This is a genomic window from Streptomyces rhizosphaerihabitans (assembly GCF_025399795.1).
Classification (GTDB): Bacteria; Actinomycetota; Actinomycetes; order Streptomycetales; family Streptomycetaceae; genus Streptomyces; species Streptomyces rhizosphaerihabitans.
In genome coordinates, this window is record NZ_JAODTZ010000061.1 from 22,539 (window position 1) to 39,961 (window position 17,423).

The window sequence follows — 17,423 nt, forward strand, 5'->3', positions numbered from 1 at the left end:
CAACGGGGCCCGCAGGCGCCCTGCCCGCGCCCGGAAACGCGTCCGAAAACGCCTCGCCCGTACCGCACCCCGCCCGGCATCATCACCCCATGACCCCGTCGACCACCCCGAACCGCACGGCCGCCCGGCGCAGCCTCGAAGGCCTGGCCCTCGGCGACGCCTTCGGGGAGCGGTGGTTCCCGCTCTTCAGGGACCGGCTCCAGGCGTACGAGGAGATCCGCGCCCGGCGCACCCCGCAGGAGCCCGCCTGGCACTGGACCGACGACACGGCGATGGCGCTCGGCATCATCAGGGTCCTCGACGAGCACGGCGAGATCCGGCAGACCGAGCTGGCACAGACCTTCGCGCTCGGCTACGACGCGGACCCGGCCCGCGGATACGGCCACGGCATGCACGAACTCCTTCCCCGGCTGCTCCAGGAACCGCACCGCTGGCCGGAGTTGGCGCGGGAACTGTTCGGTGGCGAGGGCAGCCTCGGCAACGGCGCGGCGATGCGGGTCGCTCCGCTCGGGGCGTGGTTCCACGCGAGCCTGCAGGCCGTCGCCGAGCAGGCCGCGCTGTCGGCCGAGGTGACGCACGCGCACCCGGAGGGCATCGCGGGCGCCGTCGCGGTGGCGACGGCCGCCGCGTTGTCCGCGCGGGGCGGTCAGGACCTCGCCGCCGTCGCGTCGGCGACCCCGCGGAGTGCCGTCCGGGACGGCCTCGAAAGGGCGGCCGGCCTCCCCTTCTCGACCGCTCCGTGGAAGGCCTCGGACATCCTGGGCAACGGTCAGCGGATCCGGGCCGACGACACCGTTCCCTTCGCCGTCTGGTGCGCCGCCCGTCACCCCGACGACTTGACCGCGGCCCTCTGGAGCACCGCCGAGGGCTTCGGTGACGTCGACACGACCTGCGCGATCACCGGCGGAATCGTGGCCGCCCGCACCGGCGTCGAAGCGGTCCCAGCCGACTGGCTGCGCCGCAGGGAAGCGGTGCCCGGGGCCTGAGGGCTGTCCCGCCGTCCCCGGCGGGCGCACGACGACAGCCGTGGCCCTCCCTCAAGCTCTTCGAGCAGGGGGGCACCCACGCCGCGTTGTCGGATCGCCCGAATACGCCCGTACGAGGACGACCTGCCGCCTTGCGACGCTCCCCCACAGCCGAAAGGCGTGGGAGGGGCCCCAGCATCCGATGTCGCGCGCTGATCCACCGGGGATTGCGGGACAGCCCTCAGGACCCTTCCGCCGCCCTCGGGGGGAAGGACGTCCGCAGAGTGAACGCCTGCCGAGTGGGCCCGTGTTCACGCAGGTGCAGCAGTCGGGACTCGGCCTCCGGGACGGTGGGGCGATGGCCGGCCGGGACCCACCACAGCGCGGTCACCGCCTCCTCCAGCCGCTCGAAGAAGTCGCGGCGCCGCGCCATCAGCTCACGGTGCCGGCCCTGGTACATGAACGCCGTCAGCGCGTTCGTGTCGCGCCAGGTGGACATGTTGACGATCAGCCAGTCGTCGCCGAGGACGGGAACGTCCGTGGCGTTGCCGGAGTCGCTCTGCAGACGCCAGACGAATCCGTCTGCCGCGTCGGCGACGGCATTCACGGGGTCGAGGGCTTCGACGAAGTCCTTCAACCGGGGTGAGTCCAAAGGTGCTTTGAGGCGGGCGATATTGACCTGTGCGAGCTCGTACGAGGCTGTCGACTCAGTCATGGCCGAACGGTAGGTCGGCCGGGGCGACGGCCACACCCCCGTCTCACGCAATGAGAGAACGCCCCTCGCGCTCCCCTCATTCACCCCTGTCTCCCCGTCACCCACCCGTACCCCGTACCCCGTCCCCTCCCGTCACCCACCCGTACCCCGTCCCCTCCCATCACCCCCGGCCTACCGCTGCCCCACCCTCATCCGCCCAGGCCCGCCCCTCACGACCCCAGGACCGCCTCCATCACCGCCCGTGCGATCGGCCCCGCGAACCCGCCGCCGGTGACGTCCCCCCGGTCCGCCGCCGCGTCCTCGACGACGACCGCGACGGCCACCGCGGGCTCCATGGAGTCCTCGGCACGCGCCCAGGAGATGAACCATGCGTACGGGGTACCGGAGTTGCCGATGCCGTGCTGGGCGGTGCCGGTCTTTCCGCCGACGATGGCGCCGGGGATGGCGGCCACGGTTCCCGTGCCCTTCTCCACGACGTCGGTCATCAGCTCGCGCATGCGCCGCGCCGTGGACGCGGTCATCGCCTGGTGGAGAGTCCGCGGGCCGGTCGTGGCCAGCGTCCTGCCACCCCGTGCGGTGGTCCTCTCCACCAGGTACGGCGTCCTGACCGAACCGTCGCCCGCGACGGCCGCCGAGATCATCGCCATCTGCAGCGGAGTCGCGCGGGTGTCGAACTGGCCGATGGAGGAGAGCGCCAACTGCGCCTTGTCGAGCCGCAGATCGAAGTTGCTGGGCGCCACCGAGAAGGGAATGCGCAGCTTGCGGTCGTTGAAGCCGAAGTTCGCCGCCGTCCTCGTCATGTCGTCGAGCCCGACGTCCACGCCCAGCTTGGCGAAGACCGTGTTGCAGGACCAGGTGAAGGCGTAGCGCAGGGAGGCGTTCTCGCATCCCTCGATCTCGTTCGTGAGCCTCGACGTGGTGCCGGGGAGCCGGTAGGGGTTCGGCGACGTGGTCGGCGCGTCCACATCGTCCACCACGCCCGAGTCCAGCGCCGCCGCGGAGGTCAGCACCTTGAACGTCGACCCCGGCGGATACGTCTGCCGGATCGCCCGGTTGAGCATCGGCTTGTCGGCCTGCCCGTTCAGCCGAGCCCAGGCCTCGGACACGGCCGGTCCCGTCCCGGAGAGCAGCGCGGGATCGTACGACGGCGTGGAGACCAGTGCCAGGATCCGTCCGGTGGACGGCTCGATCGCGGCGACCGCGCCCCGGCGGGGGCCGAGACCCTCATAAGCCGCGCGCTGCGCCGCCGCGTTGAGTGTGGTGACGACCCTGCCGCCGGGGTTCCGGGCCCGGGTGAGGCCGTTCAGCAGGGGGAACGGGTCGAGCATCGGATCGGCGCCGGAGAGGACGCCGTCCTCGGTGCCCTCCAGCAGCGTCGCCCCGTACAGCTGCGAGGCGAAGCCGGTGACGGGCGCGTACAACGGGCCGTCCCGGTACGTCCGTTCGTAGCGGAGCTGCTCGCCGGTGTCTCTGGAACCGGTGACCGTCCGGCCGTCCACGACGATGTCGCCGCGCGGCTGGCCGTAACGGGCGATGGCCAGACGCCGGTTGGCGGGGTTGCGGTCGTACGACGGTGCCTGGACGACCTGGACACGGGCGGCGTTGACCAGGAGCGCCACCAGCAGCACGGCGCACAGTCCGATGGCCCGGCGGATGTACTTGGTCATGGTGCCGGTGTCCCGTCGTACTGACCGCGGGCCGAGTCGCTGATCCGGATCAGCAGGGCCACGATGATCCAGTTGGTGACGACCGAGGAGCCGCCCTGTGCGAGGAAGGGCATCGCCATGCCGGTCAGCGGGATCAGGCCGGTCACGCCGCCCGCGATGACGAAGACCTGGAGGGCCACGATCGAGGCGAGGCCGATCGCGAGCAGTCGGCCGAAGGGGTCGCGCAGGGCCAGGCCCGCGCGGTAGCCGCGTTCCACGAGGAGGCCGTAGAGCAGGAAGATCGCGGACAGGCCGATCAGTCCGAGCTCCTCGCCCGCGGTCGCCAGGATGAAGTCGGACTTGGCGGCGAAGCCGATGAGGATCGAGTGGCCGAGCCCGAGGCCGGTGCCGAGCATGCCGCCGGCGGCGAACGCGAAGAGGGACTGGGTGAGTTGGTTGGGGCCCTGCCCCGCGGTGATCGAGGCGAAGGGGTCCAGCCAGTCCTGTACCCGGCTGTGCACATGCGGTTCGAGACGGCCGACGGCGACCGCGCCGGCACAGGCCAGCAGCAGCCCGATCGCGGTCCAGCCGGTGCGGCCGGTGGCGACGTAGAGCAGGATCACGAAGAGGCCGAAGAAGAGCAGCGAGGTTCCGAGGTCCCGCTCCAGGACCAGGACCACGACGCTCAGCAGCCAGATCGCCACGATCGGGCCGAGTACCCGGCCGGTGGGCAGCTGGAGCCGCCGGAACCGCCAGATCTGGCGGCCGCTGTAGGCGAGCGCGTTGCGGTTGGCGGCGAGGTAGCCGGCGAAGAACACCGCGAGCAGCACCTTCGCGAACTCGCCCGGCTGGATGGAGAATCCGGCGATCCGGATCCAGATGCGGGCGCCGTTCACCGCCGGGAAGAAGATCGGCAGGACGAGCAGGGCGAGTGCGCCGACGACCGAGACGTAGGTGTAGCGCTGCAGGACACGGTGGTCGCGCAGGAAGAGTACGACGCCGATGAAGAACGCGACGCCGAGCGTCGACCAGATGAGCTGGATGGGCGCCGCCTGGTCGGCCGGGGTCTCCAGGTCGAGCCGGTAGATCAGCACCAGGCCCAGGCCGTTGAGGAGGACGGCGATGGGCAGCAGCAGCGGATCGGCGTACGGGGCCCTCAGGCGCACGGCGACATGGGCGAGGAGCGCGAGCACGCCGAGCCCGGCGCCGTATCCGGCGGCGCCGGGCGGGACGGTGCCGTTCCTGGCCAGACCGACGGCGCAGTAGCCGTACACGCAGAGCAGCACGGCGACGACGATGAGGGTGAGCTCGATGCCACGGCGCCTGGGCAGGAGTTCAGCGGGAGGGGCCGGCTCCGCCGCCACGGCCGTTCCGGACATTCCGGGCAGGATCATGTCCGGAACGTAGCAAGCGGGCGACCCGATGTCCCGTTACGCGATGGCGAACGGGCCGGTCCGCTTCGCCGTCGTTCGGCGCCGGGGTGTCAGCACCAGCGGGGGGACGGGCCGATGTTGTCGATGTAGCGCGCGGCGCCCCAGGCCCAGGTGCCGTCCGTGAGGAGGTACCAGAGGGGGTTGCCCTCGACGGTCTGGCCCGAGGTCTTGCAGAAGATGGAGACGATCTCGCCCTGCCGCGCGACCCGGATCAGCTGGCTGCCGCGGGTCGGGGAGCTGCGCAGGGCCAGCCCGCCGCGGGCGGTGATCCTGCCCTGGTACAGGCGCGGGTTGTTCTGGCCGACGCCGTCGCCCCTGCCGTTCCCGTTCGCCGGTTCGCGGCCGTCACCCCCGCCACCGCCGCCACCGTTGTTCCACGTGTGGCCGCCCCCGCCGCCACCGTTGTTCCACGTGTGGCCGTTGCCGCCGCCACCGTTGTTCCACGTGTGGCCGTTGCCGCCGCCACCGTTGTTCGAGGTCTGGCCGGCGCCACCCCCGCCTCCGCCCTGCTCGCGGCCGTCACCGCCGTCGCCGCCATTGCTCCACTGGTGGCCGTCGCCTCCGCCATCGCCGCTGTTGCTCCACTGGTGATTGTCGCTGCTGCCGGTGCCGCCCTCGCCGTCGGCGAAGGCGGGGGTGGCACCGGCTAGGGCGACAAGGCTGCCGGCGGCGAGGGCCATACCGATTCGGGTGTATGTGGACCGCAGGGACATGGAGGGCTCCTCCAGAAAGGGAATGAACCTGACTTATCGCCAGATTAGGATCGGGAGCCGGGGAGCGCAGGTCACACTCCGCCATCGGAGATGCCCGGCTCCTCCCGCCCGTGCTGAGGGAGCGTCAGCGTCGCCACCGCTCCGCCGTCCGGGGCGTTGGCGAACGCCAGACGCGCGCCCAGCACCTCCGCCTGCCCACCACGGCGACCGGATCGACCTTGTGGGCGTCGTCGCCGGGCGCGGTGACGCCCTTGACCGTCTCCGTGTCCGCCTCGCCGTAGTCGATCGCGGGCGTCGAGGCGGGCGGCAGCCGCGGCCACAGAATGGTCGGGCCGAGGGCGGTGGGGGTCGCGCCCGCGCCGTGCAGACCCGCCGGAGTCTCCGCAGCCCGCCAGGGCCGCCACCAGTACGGCGGCCACAGCGGCTCCGATGGCAGCGCGGAAGCGGGGAGGCGCCATGCGCGGGCAGCCGCCGGACGCGGGCCGTGGCTGTGCGCGGGCCGTGGCTGTACGCAGGGCGTAGCTGTGCGCGGACCGGGGCCGTGCACGAGCCGGGGCCGTGCACGGACCGCCGCTGTCCGCAACCGTCACCAGGCCCGGATCCCCGTCCTGCCGCGCGAGTGCCCGGCTCCTGGCTCCCGGTTCCTGGCTTCCCGGCTCCTACTCCGCGAGTTCTTCGAGGAGACGTGCCGTGGTGAGCCCGGCCTGCAGGTACTCCACGAACAGCTCGTTGTGCAGCGCCCAGGGCGAGCGTCGGGCCCTGATCAGCCGGATCGCGTCCTCGGCGCTGTGCCCCGCCAGCGTGAGCGCGTGCGCGACTACCAGCCCCGAGCGATTGTACCCGTGATAGCAGCGGACGAGCACCCGGCGCCCGTCCTCCAGCGCGTCGTCGGCGGCCCGCGCGAGCCGCATCACCCCTGTGAGCTGCGTACCGTCCAACGGTCCGTCCGGTATCGGCCACACATGGTGCTCGACCCCCGGGTCGGGTCCGTGCCCCGGCAGTCGCAGAAGCGTCAGGACCAGGTCGAACTCATCGTGTACGACGGCGGATTCGGGCTGTCCCGAATGCCCCTCGAACTCATGGCCGCCCATCCACAGGCCGGGCACGATCTCACTCCACGGGCTGTCCGGAGCCGGAACCTCCGGATACCTTCTACGAGTCCGCAACGGCGCCTCCCACCCAACTCCCCCAACTCCTGCCAAAGGTAACCGGGTTCTTGCCCCTGGAGCACCCCGCCTGTTCCCATGGTCATGGGGTGATGGTGCATGAACGGACTGCGCGTCATACCGGCCTGGCGGCACGGACAGGAGCGCCTGTACGTGTGCCTGACCGACGGGAGAAACGTCGCCTGGTACGACCGGGAGACGGCCAGGGTCAATCTGCTCAGCGAGGAACGGCGCGAGGACGTGCTCGTCGCGCTGGGCCCGTTCCTGACCGGCCCGGTGACGGTCGGGCCGCCGCCGGTGCCGACTCCGGCCGAGCTGGCCCGGCTGACGCTTCACCCGGACGACGACCTCGCGCCGAACCGGCCCGGCGAGGCCCTGCTGACCGACCTCGACCGCGACCCGGGCCCGGCGCACCGGCTGCGCCCCGACCCGCGCCGCCGCGCGCTCGCCGCCGAGCAGGCCGTCGGCGCGGCCCTCGACCAGTTGGAGGGAGGCGGCTGGCACACCCTGCACTCGGTCGCGCTCCCGGGCGGCGACCGCATCCACCATCTGGTGATCGGCCCCGCCGGTCTGTTCTGCGTACACGCCCTGTACGCCCGCAAGCAGCGCGTCCTGGTCGCCGACCCGACCGTCACCGTCGGCCGCCGCGAACCGCGTCCGCTGCTCCGCCGGATCCGGGCCGACACCGACCGCGCGTCCCATGCCCTGACGGCCGAGGTCCACGCCGTCCTCGCCGTGGTCGGCCCGGCCCGCCTCGACACACCGGCGCCCCCGCGCGAGGTCCGCGTCCTGCTGGACACCGACCTCGTGGGTCTCGCCCGGCTCGGCGGTGTGCTCAAGCCGGCGGACGTGGAGGCCCTGCACGCGATGGCCCGCGACCGGCACACCTGGCTGCGGGTGTGAACACGATCCGGGCGCTGCCCGCACACGTCCTTCGTCGCCCCGTTCAGGGCAGCGGGCTCGCGAGCTCCGGGTCGAACAGCGGGGCCAGCAGGTCGCCGAACTCCTGCACGCGGGGCGCGATGTCCGTTGCCTGAAAGGCCAGTTGGGCGGGTGACCCGCACTCTTCGACCTCCTCCCACGTCACGGGCGCCGAGACCGTCGGCGCCGCCCGGGCCCTGAGCGTGTAGGGAGTGGCGGTCGTCTTGCGGCCGGCGTTCTGGCTCCAGTCCACGAACACCTTTCCGGGCCGCAGGCTCCGTGTCATCCGGTGCACGACCTGCCGGGGCAGCACCTTCTCCGCCTCCGCGGCCAGCTCCTTCGCGTACGCGCTGACGTCGGCGGACGGTGTCGGCGCGACGGCGGCCAGCAGATGCAGCCCCTTGGACCCCGACGACTTCGCGCAGGCCTCGATCCCGTCGCCGGCCAGCCGCTCGCGCAGCCACATCGCCACCTCGCAGCACTCCACGACCGTCGCCGGCGCCCCCGGATCGAGGTCGAAGACGATCCGGTCGGCGGTCCCGGGCGTGCCGATCGTCCACTGCGGCGTATGGAACTCCGTCACCAGGTTCGCCGCCCACATGAGTGAGGCCAGGTCCTGGACGAGGACCATGCGCGCGGGCCCCTCGGTGTGCGGGACCTCGGCCGTGGCGACCCAGGCGGGCGTACCGGGCGGCACGTTCTTGGTGAAGAAGACCTGCCCGTCCGGCCCGTCGGGATAGCGCAGGAAGGAGACCGGCCGGTCCCGCAGATGCGGGAGCAGTACGTCCGCCACCGTGGCGTAGTAGTGCAGCACCTCGCCCTTGGTGAAGCCGGTGGCCGGATGCAGGACCTTGTCGAGATTGGTGAGCGCGAGCCTTCTGCCCTCCACCTCCGTGATCGGCGTCATACCATGACAATCCCATGAAATGGCACAAAAATGGCTCAAAGTGATCGGAAGGGTGCTGCACGTGCGATCCATTTGGAACGGCGCCATCTCCTTCGGCCTGGTGAGCATCCCCATCAAGGTCGTGAACGCCACGGAGAGCCATGCGATCTCCTTCCGCCAGATCCACCTCGACGACGGCGGTCGCATCCGCTACCGCAAGGTCTGCGAGCTGGAGGACAGCGAGGTCTCGACCGCGGAGATCGGCAAGGCCTACGAGGACGCGGACGGCACACTCATCCCGATCACGGACGAGGACCTGGCCTCGCTGCCCATCACGACCGCCCGGACCATCGAGATCGTTGCCTTCGTCCCGGCGGACCGGATCGACCCGCTCCAGATGGACACGGCGTACTACCTGTCCGCGAACGGCGTCCCGGCCGCCAAGCCGTACGTCCTGCTGCGCGAGGCCCTCAAACGCAGCCGGAAGGTGGCCGTCGCGAAGTTCGCGCTGCGCGGGCGGGAGCGGCTCGGCATGCTGCGCGTCGTCGGCGACGTCATCGCCATGCACGGCCTGCTCTGGCCGGACGAGATCCGCGCCACCGACGAGGTCGCCCCGGACGCCGCCATCACGGTCCGCGACAAGGAGGTCGACCTGGCCGACGCCCTGATGGACACCCTCGGCGAGGTCGACCTCGACGACCTGCACGACGACTACCGCGAGGCCGTCGAGGAACTCGTCACTGCCAAGGCCGAGGGGCACGAAGCGCCCGCCGCCCACACCGGGGAGAAGACCGGCGGCAAGGTACTGGACCTGATGGCGGCCCTCGAGAAGAGCGTGCGCGCGGCCAAGGAGTCGCGGGGCGAGGAGGCCGACGAGGACACCGGGACAGGCGAGGAGGCCGAGGTCACCCGGCTGCCGTCCGGCAAGACCGCCGCCCGCGGGTCGGCCCGTACGGCGCCCAAGGAGGTCGGCGGGAAGAAGTCGACGTCCACGGCGAAGAAGCCGGCGGCCAAGAAGACCGCGGCGAGGAAGTCGACGGCGAGGAAGTCGACGGCGAGGAAGTCGACGGCCAAGACGACCGGCACGACAGGCACGACCGCCGCGAAGCGGTCCGGCGGCACGGCGGCCTCCCGGACGGGGGCCAAGAAGACCGCCGCCAAGAAGACGTCCACGAAGAAGACGGCACCGCGCAAGAGGGCGTCCGCCTGACCGATGTCCCCGCGCCGGGGTGCCGGCCCGGGAGCCGGAGGGGCACGCCGCCCCGGTCTCCCGGGCCTTTCCGGCTTCCGGGCCCGGTCACGGGGGACCGGGCCCGGAGCGACCGTGCTGGGCGGCAGCACATCCGACGCGGCCCGCGTGGGCTCGGCGGGAGCCCGGCGCCTTCCGCCGGCCCAGCGCCCCGTCGGATCCCGCTTCCAGCTCCAGCAGGGCGCCCACACCGCGGAACGGGACGTGGATACGGGCTACGGCGCCACACTGACGGCGGGAGCGGCCGGGGGGAGCGGCTGGCAGTGGGCAGGAGTGGGCAGGAGTGGGCGAGACGGAAGACGCCCGGGTGCGCGGACTTCGCTCATGACGTCGGCCGGGCGGCCGGGGTGAGGCGAAGGTGCCCGAGGGGTCGGAGTGATGCGAGGAGTTGCTCGGGATGCCAGGACGGTACGAGTCGCCCGGAAGGCCGGGACGATGCGCGGAGCGGTCCGAGAGGCCCGGCGGCCGATCAGGTCACGGCCGATGAGCGCGCCGCCCCTGGCACTCGTCCATGCCTGCCTGCGCGACGGCGCGGGCGGAAGCCCCACCGCCGTGGTGCTGGAGGAGGCGCGGCCGACCCTGACCGATGCGGAACGGCGCCGGGTGCCGGTGGAGGCGGGCACCTCGCACGCCGTCTACGTCCGCGTGCACCCCGGCGAGACCCGCGAACCGATGGTGGACCTGCGCTTCTTCACCGCGGAGGGGGAGTTGCCGGCCTGCGGCCACGGAACGGTCGCCGCCCTGGCGTACCTCGCGTACCTCGCCTCGCGGAACGGTGCCCCGGAGCCCTGGCGGGCCACCCTCCGGACATCGGGACGCGTCTTCGACGGCTGGTCCGAACCGCGTGGGGCCCACTTCGCCGCCGCCTTCGATCCCGGCCCCGTGGACCTGCGCGAACCGACCGGGACGGAGCGAGCCCTCGCCCTGACCGCCCTGGGCGTGGCGCCGGACGAGTCCGGCCCCGACGTACGTGTGGCGGCGATGGGAAGGGAGCGTCTCCTGGTTCCCGTTCCCGACCGCTCGGCGCTCGCCGCGCTGACCCCGGATCTCGACCGGCTCCGCGACGCCTGCGACCGCTTCGGCCTGCTGGGCGCGTACGTCTATTCCCCGCCGTCGCCCTCCGGCTCCCTTGCGGCCCGCATGTTCGCACCCTCGATCGGCGTCCCGGAGGACATCGCCAACGCCAACAGCAGCGCCTGCCTGGCCGCCCACCTGGCCGGACAGGGCACCGCCGAGCTCACCATCGACATGGGCGACGCACTCGGCAGCCCCGCCACGATCACCGCCACGGCCCACTCCGGCAGCCGGGGACCGCGAATCCGACTGGGCGGAACGGCAAGCGTCGACCACACGAGGAACGCGCCCGGGGTCTGACCGCGCCGCTCAGTCCTGACCGCTGCGGCTGCGGCCGTCGTTACGCCGGCGGTGTTTCTCCGAGTACCTCAGCAGTTCGCCGGCCGTGATCGTCACGACGGCCACGACGCGAACCCATCGCGGGCCACCTCTGGCATCCCAGACCACGCACACGCACCCCGCGACGACGAGCAGCAGGACGCCGAGCAGCACCATGATGGTCACGGATCTCCCCCGGTTCGTTCGTACGCCTCGGTCTTCCCCTCAAGAGGGGGCGCCGACACCCGGGGTTGCAGAGCGGCCGGGAAATCTTCGCGGTCGGCGAGCGGACGTGATCCGTGCGCCCTGCCGGCCGCGGGTTGTGCCGGTCGGTCAACCCGGCACCGGTCCGCACCGGTCGAGTTCGAAGCCCGTACAACTCTTCGATCTCCTGTCTGGTAGGCGAATGTTCTCGCGCCGTTCACGGCGCGTGTCCTTGGTCTTCGGAGGGGTTTCGTGAGGGTGAGCGAAGTACGGCGCGGGGTGTGGGCCGCGGCCGGGGTGCTGGCGGTGGCCGCGGCGGTGGTGGGTGTGCCGTCCGGGCGTGCCGTCGCCGTCGGGGCGGGGCTGGAGGTCGCCGCGGATTCCGGCGACTACACCGTGAAGGCCGAGCCCTATACGGACACCGGCCCGAGCAGTTCCGTGACGCTGAGCAACACGGGTACGACGAAGATCACGTCGTACACGCTCACCGTCGACTACACCTCGCTCGGCGGAGTGGTGGACGTCGCCGCCCCCTTCTCCGGATGCGCGAAGAAGACCGAGGGCGTCCTGGTCTGTCAGGGCAAGGACGCTCCCGCACCCGGCAGAACGACCCGGCTCGGCGGCTTCCGGGCGCGGAGCCTGAAGGGTGCGCGGGGCGGGACCACCGGCGAGATCCGGGTCAGCGGACAGGCCGACGGTGCCGCGATCACCGAACGGGTGTGGAAGGTCGACATCAAGGACAGCGGGCTCGTCCAGGACCGTGTCACGGGAGAGGGGGAGGGCAAGGTGAAACCCGGCGCCGAGGTGCGTCCGGGCGAGGGCTTCACCTACTTCGGCGCGAACACGCTCAAGGGCACCGACTTCTTCATGTACGCCTCGCACGCGTCGTTCAAGCAGGAGTTCAGCAACTGCCAGTACGGCAAGCTGCCGATCGACCTGGACGGCGACCCGGCCAGGCACGTCACCGACGTGGCGCTCGCGGCGGCGGTCTGTCACTTCGACGACACGATCGAGGTGGGCGACTCCTACGACGTGTCCCCAGGACCGCTCAGGATCGACGACGACGCACGCACCGTGAAGTGGTACGGCTGGCCGGGCGGTACGGACGAGCTGAAGAGGATGACCGACGTCCACCCCGGCGGGGGCCCCGAGCTGAAGCTCGTGCCGCGCCCGGACGACGCACCCCCGGGGAAGCCGCAGGTGGGCCCGAGCGGCACCTTCTACACGGTCGACAACACGGCGGACATCCAAGCCCTCGGCGCCTCGGCGGAGGGACGACCGGGTGACGTGGTCACGGTGGATGTCGGGTACCGCAACAACGGTCCCGGCGGTGTGCCCACCTGGAACGGCAGTCGGCCCATCGAAGATCCCTCGGTGTGGACGACGGTCACCATTCCCCCGGGCACGACCGCGGTGAAGGTGCCGGAGCGGTGTCGGACCGTCAACAGCCGCAAGAGCGAGCCCGGTGGCCGTAGCTACGAGTGTTGGGAGGAGACCAACGACTGGTGGGTCGGTCCCGGCGAGCGTCTCGTGTGGTCCTTCGGCCTGCGCGTCGACAAGGTGTCGGCCCTCAAGCCCGGCAAGGTGTCGCTGGAGGTGCTGCCCGAGAGTGACAGCAACACGAGGAACGACACCGCCGCCATCACCGTGAAGGAGCCGGGCTCGACGGGTGGTACCGGTGGTTCCGGCGGCGGGAACGGGTCTTCCGGAGGAACGACGGGCGGCTCGTCCGGCTCGGGTTCCAACGGCGGGTCCGGGTCCGGGTCCGCCGGGGGTGCCCACGACACGTCGTCCACCTCCGGGCAGACCGGATCCATGGCGAGCACGGGAGCGGGAGCTACCCCGTGGATCGCCGGAACGGCGGGCGTCCTCACCGCGGGCCTCGGCACGGTCCTGTTCACTACGGCCCGCAGGCGGCGGCGGACCTGAGCGCGCCGCTGCCCGGGGCTTGCTCCGTCGCACGGACCGCAGCCATGAAAACCCTTGTTCGGCACCGGCCGAGGCGCACGATCCGGGGGAACCATGGCCGTGTCGCTGTCCGACTTCACGAGCCCCGGGAGCGGCGGGCGACAGGCGACAGAGGGCAGGCGGCAGACGGACGGGCGACGGACGGACAGGCGACGGACGCGAAAGCCCTTCTCGCGGAGAGCGAGCGCGAAGCGGCCGAGCGGCTTCTGATGGCCGAGCGACTTCTGATCGGCCGCACTGGGCCGGAAGGGCTTCGCGAAGCCCTCCCCTCCCCCTGCTCCTACCGCACCTCTACCTCGATTCGTGCCGTGCTGTTCTCCGGGTGGGGATCGTCCTCCCGGTACATCGTGGTGACGGACCCGGGCCGCAGGTCCCGCGACGCCTCGATGCGGAACTCGAACGCGTACCGCAGTTCATTCCCGACCGCGAGGAACTGCCCGATGGTCCCCCTGCAGCCGTAACCCCGCCCCTTGGGTTTGCCCAGCCCCACAATGTCCTTGTATCGCGCGGAGGGCCGGTTCGTCCTGTACCCGTAGCAGGTGGGCGGGGCGTGCACCACGGTCACGCCCGGAGGCACGGACAGCCACAACTGGCCGTAGTTGCTCAGCTCCTCCTTCTGCGTGGGGTTCCTGGAACCGGGCCCGAGGTTGCGCACGGTGAATTCAGCCCGCACCACTTCGCCGGGCCTGCCCCGCAGGGTGGTCCCGGTGACGGCGAAGTCCGCGGTATTGGCCACGTCCACGGCGGTGTCCAGCGGCTGCCAGACAGTCCCGTCCGTGCGTATGTGCGTGGGAGCAGCGGACCGGGGGACAGCCGTCAGCTCGTCGGGTCCGTCGCCCGTCCGTTCGTTGCCCAGGGGTATCTGCACCAGGCGGGCGTCGGCCGGCATCGATCTGACTTGGTACCCGATGGTTTCCCGCATGGCATGGACGTCGGCCCGCACCGCGCCGAGATCGAGGTCGTACGAGGCCAGCGGTTCGAAGGGGCCCAGCACCTTGCAACTCACGGTCGTCGAGCGGGTCTCCGAGCTCACCCACACGCAGTTACGGAACCGCTTGGTGAGCGACAGGCCCGGCGAGAGCGTCAGTTCGACCCGGACCGCCGGGAGAGGGGCGCGGGTGAAGTTGGTGAAGCCGCCCGGCAGCGGCAGCGTCCCGCCGGGGGTGAGCTGTTCGCGGGCGTTCGTCCCCCGGTCGAACGTCGGCCCGGTCTCCGGGACCGTGACCGTGTACCGCTGCATGCCGCGCGAGCCGTCCCCGGCGGTGGCCGTGATCCGCACCTGATGAAACGTGCCCACGGTCGAGGTCTTCGGGCGGCCGACGCGCACCGCTCCGACCCGGACGGGCACGCCCTTCCTGACCGGGCCGATGCCGTGGCAGACGCCGATCAGGTCGCCGTCGGCGTCGCAGGGCACGTCCACGTCGTCCGAGACGCCCTTCAGGGCGGAGGCGTCGACGGTCACGGTCACGTCGGTGAGGTCGGCCCGCTCCACGTTGGACACCCAGATGCCGTTGGAGTAGCCGGACCCGTACTGGGGCTGGATCTCGTTCGTCGGGCTGTCGACGACGACCACCAGGGGGCGTGTGGTGGCGTCGGGCCGGGTGTCCGCGGCGGCCGATGCCGTGACCAGCTGGGCACCGACGATCAGGGCCGTGCCGACGAGCGTGAGGCTGCGCGGGCGTCGGGGGATGCGATTCATCGGGACTCCCGGGGGGTACGGGCGGCCGCGGACCGGCGCCGCAGCCACAGGATGCCGCCGCCCAGCGCCAGTCCCGCGGCGACGCCGCCTGCGAGGACGTAGGGGAGAGGGGCGCCGCCCCCGGAGACCGACGGCGTGCCCGGGGCGCCGGCGATGTCGACCTTGATGGCGGCCGAGTTGTTCGACAGGTCGCTGTCCCCGTGGCCGATGGACCCCGCCATCCGGATTCTGCCGGGCCTGTTGTCGGCCCGGTCGATGCGGAACACGAAGGGGAAGTTTTCGAACTGACCCGGGGACATGGTCCGGCTCTTGTCGAGACGGTGCTGCCAGCAGTAGTAGTGGGAGGCGCCCGGGGCGCCCTTGTCCGTGTGCCCGCGCTCCTCGCCCCGGCAGAAGTCCGGGGCCTCGACGGCCGTCAGCCCGGGCGGCACCGTCAGCTTGACCACGACCGCCGTCTCGTTGTCCTCCTCGTCGTCGAAGACGGCCCACTCGCCCGCGGGACCGTTGTTGAAGAAGAAGAAGTCGGCCTTGACGGCGTCTCCCCGCTTGCCGCGCAGGGTCACCTCGTTGACCGAGAGGTCGATGGGGGTGTCGACCTCGACACGGGTCGACACCACGTCGTACGCGGCCGGAGCCGGCCGGACGTGCCGGTCGGGGTGGCCGCGCTCGGTGAAGGCCAGCGTCCGGCCCGTGCCCCGGCGTGCGCCCTTCGGCAACTCGTCGTCGGTGCCTGCTCCGTAGGAGATGTGCCCGCCGCCCGACGCGTTGTCGACCTTCGCCTCGCCGAGGTCCAGATCGTAGGACCGGCCGGGCCGCACCGTACCTTCCAGTCGGCAGATCATGCTGTTGACCAGCAAGGTCTCAGCGTCCTCCTGGTACCAGCAGTTGCCGAACTCGTCGGCGAAGGAGAGGTAGCGGTCGAGGTGGACCCTCAGATAGAGGGTGTCGAGCGTCCGCCCGGTGCCGTTGGTGAATCCTCCGGGCAGGTCGAACGACGCCCCCGGGGCCGCGGTGACCTTCTCGACCGCCCGGTCGAAGCGGAGCTTGTCCTCCTCGGCGGCGGCGAGGTGCGGTGTCCCCAGGACCATCAGCAGACCGGCCACCAGGGCGAGCAGCGCGGTGCGGCCGGATCGCTGCCCGCGGGTGTGACTCTCTCGACGGGGCACAGGCCCTCCGTACGTCGTGGAACGTCGGTGGGCCGGCCCCTTGGAGCAGGCCCACCGGACGGTGTGCTCGCACGATGAGACCAAGATCGCCGTACGAAGGTTGTACGTGCCCGGGCGTCAGGCCCCGTCGCCGGCAGCCCCTCGGCGACGTAGTCCGTGGACACCCTTGTACTCGTCCCCGGTGAGATCCGTCGGCGTGTCGACACCGAGGTCGGGAACCGCCGTACGCCACAAGGCAGTTCCGCCAGAAGCCGCACGACCAGGCGTCTGCTGCTGCGCCCCGGCCGGATCACCCGGGCAGGAACCCGGTTCGGGTGATCCGGGCCGCCGGGCGGTAGGCGGCGGGCGTTTCAGTCCAGTCTCTTCCCCATGCGCGCTGAAAACTTCTCCGTGTCCTTTGTGTGCCACCACTCGAACAGGTGGGTGCGTACAAGGAACACGAGGTAATCCAGAGTGTCCTCGGCAAGGTCTCCGCTCACCAGACTCGCTTCATGGCCCTCATAGTCGAGTGAGACTTCCCAAAGCTGCCCGGAGACGCCGACCCGGATCTTCAGAAGCAATTTCGGGAAGACGGACGGCACCTTCACCTCAAGGACTTCAAGAGAGGTCCCTCCGCCCTGGCTCTGCAGTCCTGAAAGCTTTTGAGTGAGTGCTTCCCTTACTTGCTCCGGGGTGGCCATATGGGTCCTCTCAGCACACTGTCTCTGCGCTCGCTGAAGGTGCGGCTATGGGCCGGGCTGTGTACTCTACCGTGGCCGTGATGATTCCCTGGGGTGTGAGACCACCCGGCCTCCCTCCCAGGGGGCCCTTATTGACGACCACCTTGAAGTTCTTCCTCGGATTCGGGGAGCAGCCGGTGCCCACCTTGTACCGGTAGTACACCCCGGGGCTTTTCTCGTAGCCGTTGAAGAGTGTGTCGCCTATCTTGTTCTTGAAACTGGTGCTCCAGCGTCCGCGCGCAACTATGTGGTTGTAGCCCCAGGTCTGCGTTCCGCAGCGCAGAGGCATCCTTTTCGGGCCGATCCAGAAGGTGTAGGCGACCTTTGAGTAGTGCTGTGACCGGCAGGGGTTCGACGCGCTCACTGTGGCTGCTGCGGGCATCCCGGTGGATGCGGTCGCAGGTGTAGGTGCGGTGAGCAGGACAGCGGCTCCTGCTGCCGCGATGAAGGCAGCGGTGGATTTACGTAAATGCGTAGCGCGCACGTTTTCGCCTTTCGGTGCTCGAATCTTCCTTATGTCTTCTGTAGGCCTACTTATGCTCTCCTCGTGGGATTTAAAGGTGCAAGGAATCTCCGCGTGA

General features: G+C 71.0%; 17 protein-coding genes. 5 read left to right on the forward strand and 12 right to left on the reverse strand.

Annotated elements, in window-relative coordinates; genetic code table 11:
- The first annotated feature begins 89 nt into the window (after positions 1–89).
- Complete coding sequence (locus tag N4G66_RS38755; protein ID WP_261708994.1) at positions 90–986, forward strand: ADP-ribosylglycohydrolase family protein; 897 nt, start codon at positions 90–92, stop codon at positions 984–986.
- Positions 987–1,206: 220 nt separating this feature from the next.
- On the opposite strand, the gene N4G66_RS38760 is transcribed toward N4G66_RS38755, so the two are convergent.
- The 6 genes from N4G66_RS38760 to N4G66_RS38785 form a co-directional block, all read right to left on the reverse strand.
- Positions 1,207–1,680 (reverse strand): DUF3291 domain-containing protein, encoded by a 474-nt coding sequence (locus N4G66_RS38760; RefSeq protein ID WP_261708995.1) that lies wholly within the window; start codon positions 1,678–1,680, stop codon positions 1,207–1,209.
- Between the two features lie 209 nt (positions 1,681–1,889).
- Positions 1,890–3,347 carry a penicillin-binding transpeptidase domain-containing protein gene (locus N4G66_RS38765; protein WP_261708996.1) on the reverse strand — a complete coding sequence of 486 codons (1,458 nt, stop codon included), beginning with the start codon at positions 3,345–3,347 and terminating at the stop codon, positions 1,890–1,892.
- Positions 3,344–4,720, reverse strand: a complete 1,377-nt coding sequence (locus tag N4G66_RS38770) for an FtsW/RodA/SpoVE family cell cycle protein (RefSeq protein ID WP_391858959.1) — start codon at positions 4,718–4,720, stop codon at positions 3,344–3,346. The genes N4G66_RS38765 and N4G66_RS38770 overlap by 4 nt, the downstream gene beginning before the upstream one ends.
- A gap of 89 nt (positions 4,721–4,809) precedes the next feature.
- Entirely contained in the window at positions 4,810–5,472 is a 663-nt protein-coding gene (locus N4G66_RS38775) for an SH3 domain-containing protein (protein WP_261708997.1), read from the reverse strand.
- Positions 5,473–5,596: 124 nt separating this feature from the next.
- Entirely contained in the window at positions 5,597–6,019 is a 423-nt protein-coding gene (locus tag N4G66_RS45760) for a hypothetical protein (RefSeq protein WP_315903744.1), read from the reverse strand.
- 112 nt (positions 6,020–6,131) lie between these two features.
- On the reverse strand, positions 6,132–6,638 hold the full coding sequence (locus N4G66_RS38785; RefSeq protein WP_261708998.1) for a protein-tyrosine phosphatase family protein: 507 nt from the start codon (positions 6,636–6,638) through the stop codon (positions 6,132–6,134).
- Positions 6,639–6,737: 99 nt separating this feature from the next.
- Between N4G66_RS38785 and N4G66_RS38790 the strand changes: the two genes are divergently transcribed.
- Positions 6,738–7,541, forward strand: coding sequence for a nuclease-related domain-containing protein (locus N4G66_RS38790; protein ID WP_261708999.1), 804 nt, complete (start codon positions 6,738–6,740; stop codon positions 7,539–7,541).
- Between the two features lie 43 nt (positions 7,542–7,584).
- On the opposite strand, the gene ligD is transcribed toward N4G66_RS38790, so the two are convergent.
- Positions 7,585–8,466 carry a non-homologous end-joining DNA ligase gene (gene ligD / locus N4G66_RS38795; RefSeq protein ID WP_261709000.1) on the reverse strand — a complete coding sequence of 294 codons (882 nt, stop codon included), beginning with the start codon at positions 8,464–8,466 and terminating at the stop codon, positions 7,585–7,587.
- A gap of 61 nt (positions 8,467–8,527) precedes the next feature.
- On the opposite strand from ligD, the gene ku reads away from it, so the two are divergent.
- On the forward strand, positions 8,528–9,655 hold the full coding sequence (gene ku / locus N4G66_RS38800; protein ID WP_449343326.1) for a non-homologous end joining protein Ku: 1,128 nt from the start codon (positions 8,528–8,530) through the stop codon (positions 9,653–9,655).
- A 522-nt stretch (positions 9,656–10,177) separates the two neighbouring features.
- Positions 10,178–11,068 carry a PhzF family phenazine biosynthesis protein gene (locus tag N4G66_RS38805; RefSeq protein WP_261709001.1) on the forward strand — a complete coding sequence of 297 codons (891 nt, stop codon included), beginning with the start codon at positions 10,178–10,180 and terminating at the stop codon, positions 11,066–11,068.
- A 9-nt stretch (positions 11,069–11,077) separates the two neighbouring features.
- Here N4G66_RS38805 and N4G66_RS38810 read toward each other — a convergent pair whose 3' ends face one another.
- Positions 11,078–11,263, reverse strand: a complete 186-nt coding sequence (locus N4G66_RS38810) for a hypothetical protein (RefSeq protein ID WP_261709016.1) — start codon at positions 11,261–11,263, stop codon at positions 11,078–11,080.
- 285 nt (positions 11,264–11,548) lie between these two features.
- Here N4G66_RS38810 and N4G66_RS38815 point away from each other — a divergent pair, with 285 nt between their 5' ends.
- Positions 11,549–13,219, forward strand: coding sequence for a hypothetical protein (locus tag N4G66_RS38815; protein ID WP_261709002.1), 1,671 nt, complete (start codon positions 11,549–11,551; stop codon positions 13,217–13,219).
- 319 nt (positions 13,220–13,538) lie between these two features.
- Here N4G66_RS38815 and N4G66_RS38820 read toward each other — a convergent pair whose 3' ends face one another.
- From N4G66_RS38820 to N4G66_RS38835, 4 genes are all read right to left on the reverse strand, one after another.
- Positions 13,539–14,957: a hypothetical protein gene (locus N4G66_RS38820; protein WP_261709003.1), complete on the reverse strand. Its 1,419-nt coding sequence runs from the start codon at positions 14,955–14,957 to the stop codon at positions 13,539–13,541.
- Positions 14,954–16,123 (reverse strand): hypothetical protein, encoded by a 1,170-nt coding sequence (locus N4G66_RS38825; RefSeq protein ID WP_261709004.1) that lies wholly within the window; start codon positions 16,121–16,123, stop codon positions 14,954–14,956. The genes N4G66_RS38820 and N4G66_RS38825 overlap by 4 nt, the downstream gene beginning before the upstream one ends.
- A 350-nt stretch (positions 16,124–16,473) precedes the next feature.
- A complete protein-coding gene (locus N4G66_RS38830) occupies positions 16,474–16,803 on the reverse strand; it encodes a hypothetical protein (RefSeq protein ID WP_261709005.1) in 330 nt (109 codons plus the stop codon).
- Between the two features lie 10 nt (positions 16,804–16,813).
- Positions 16,814–17,224 (reverse strand): hypothetical protein, encoded by a 411-nt coding sequence (locus tag N4G66_RS38835; RefSeq protein ID WP_261709006.1) that lies wholly within the window; start codon positions 17,222–17,224, stop codon positions 16,814–16,816.
- Positions 17,225–17,423 lie beyond the last annotated feature (199 nt).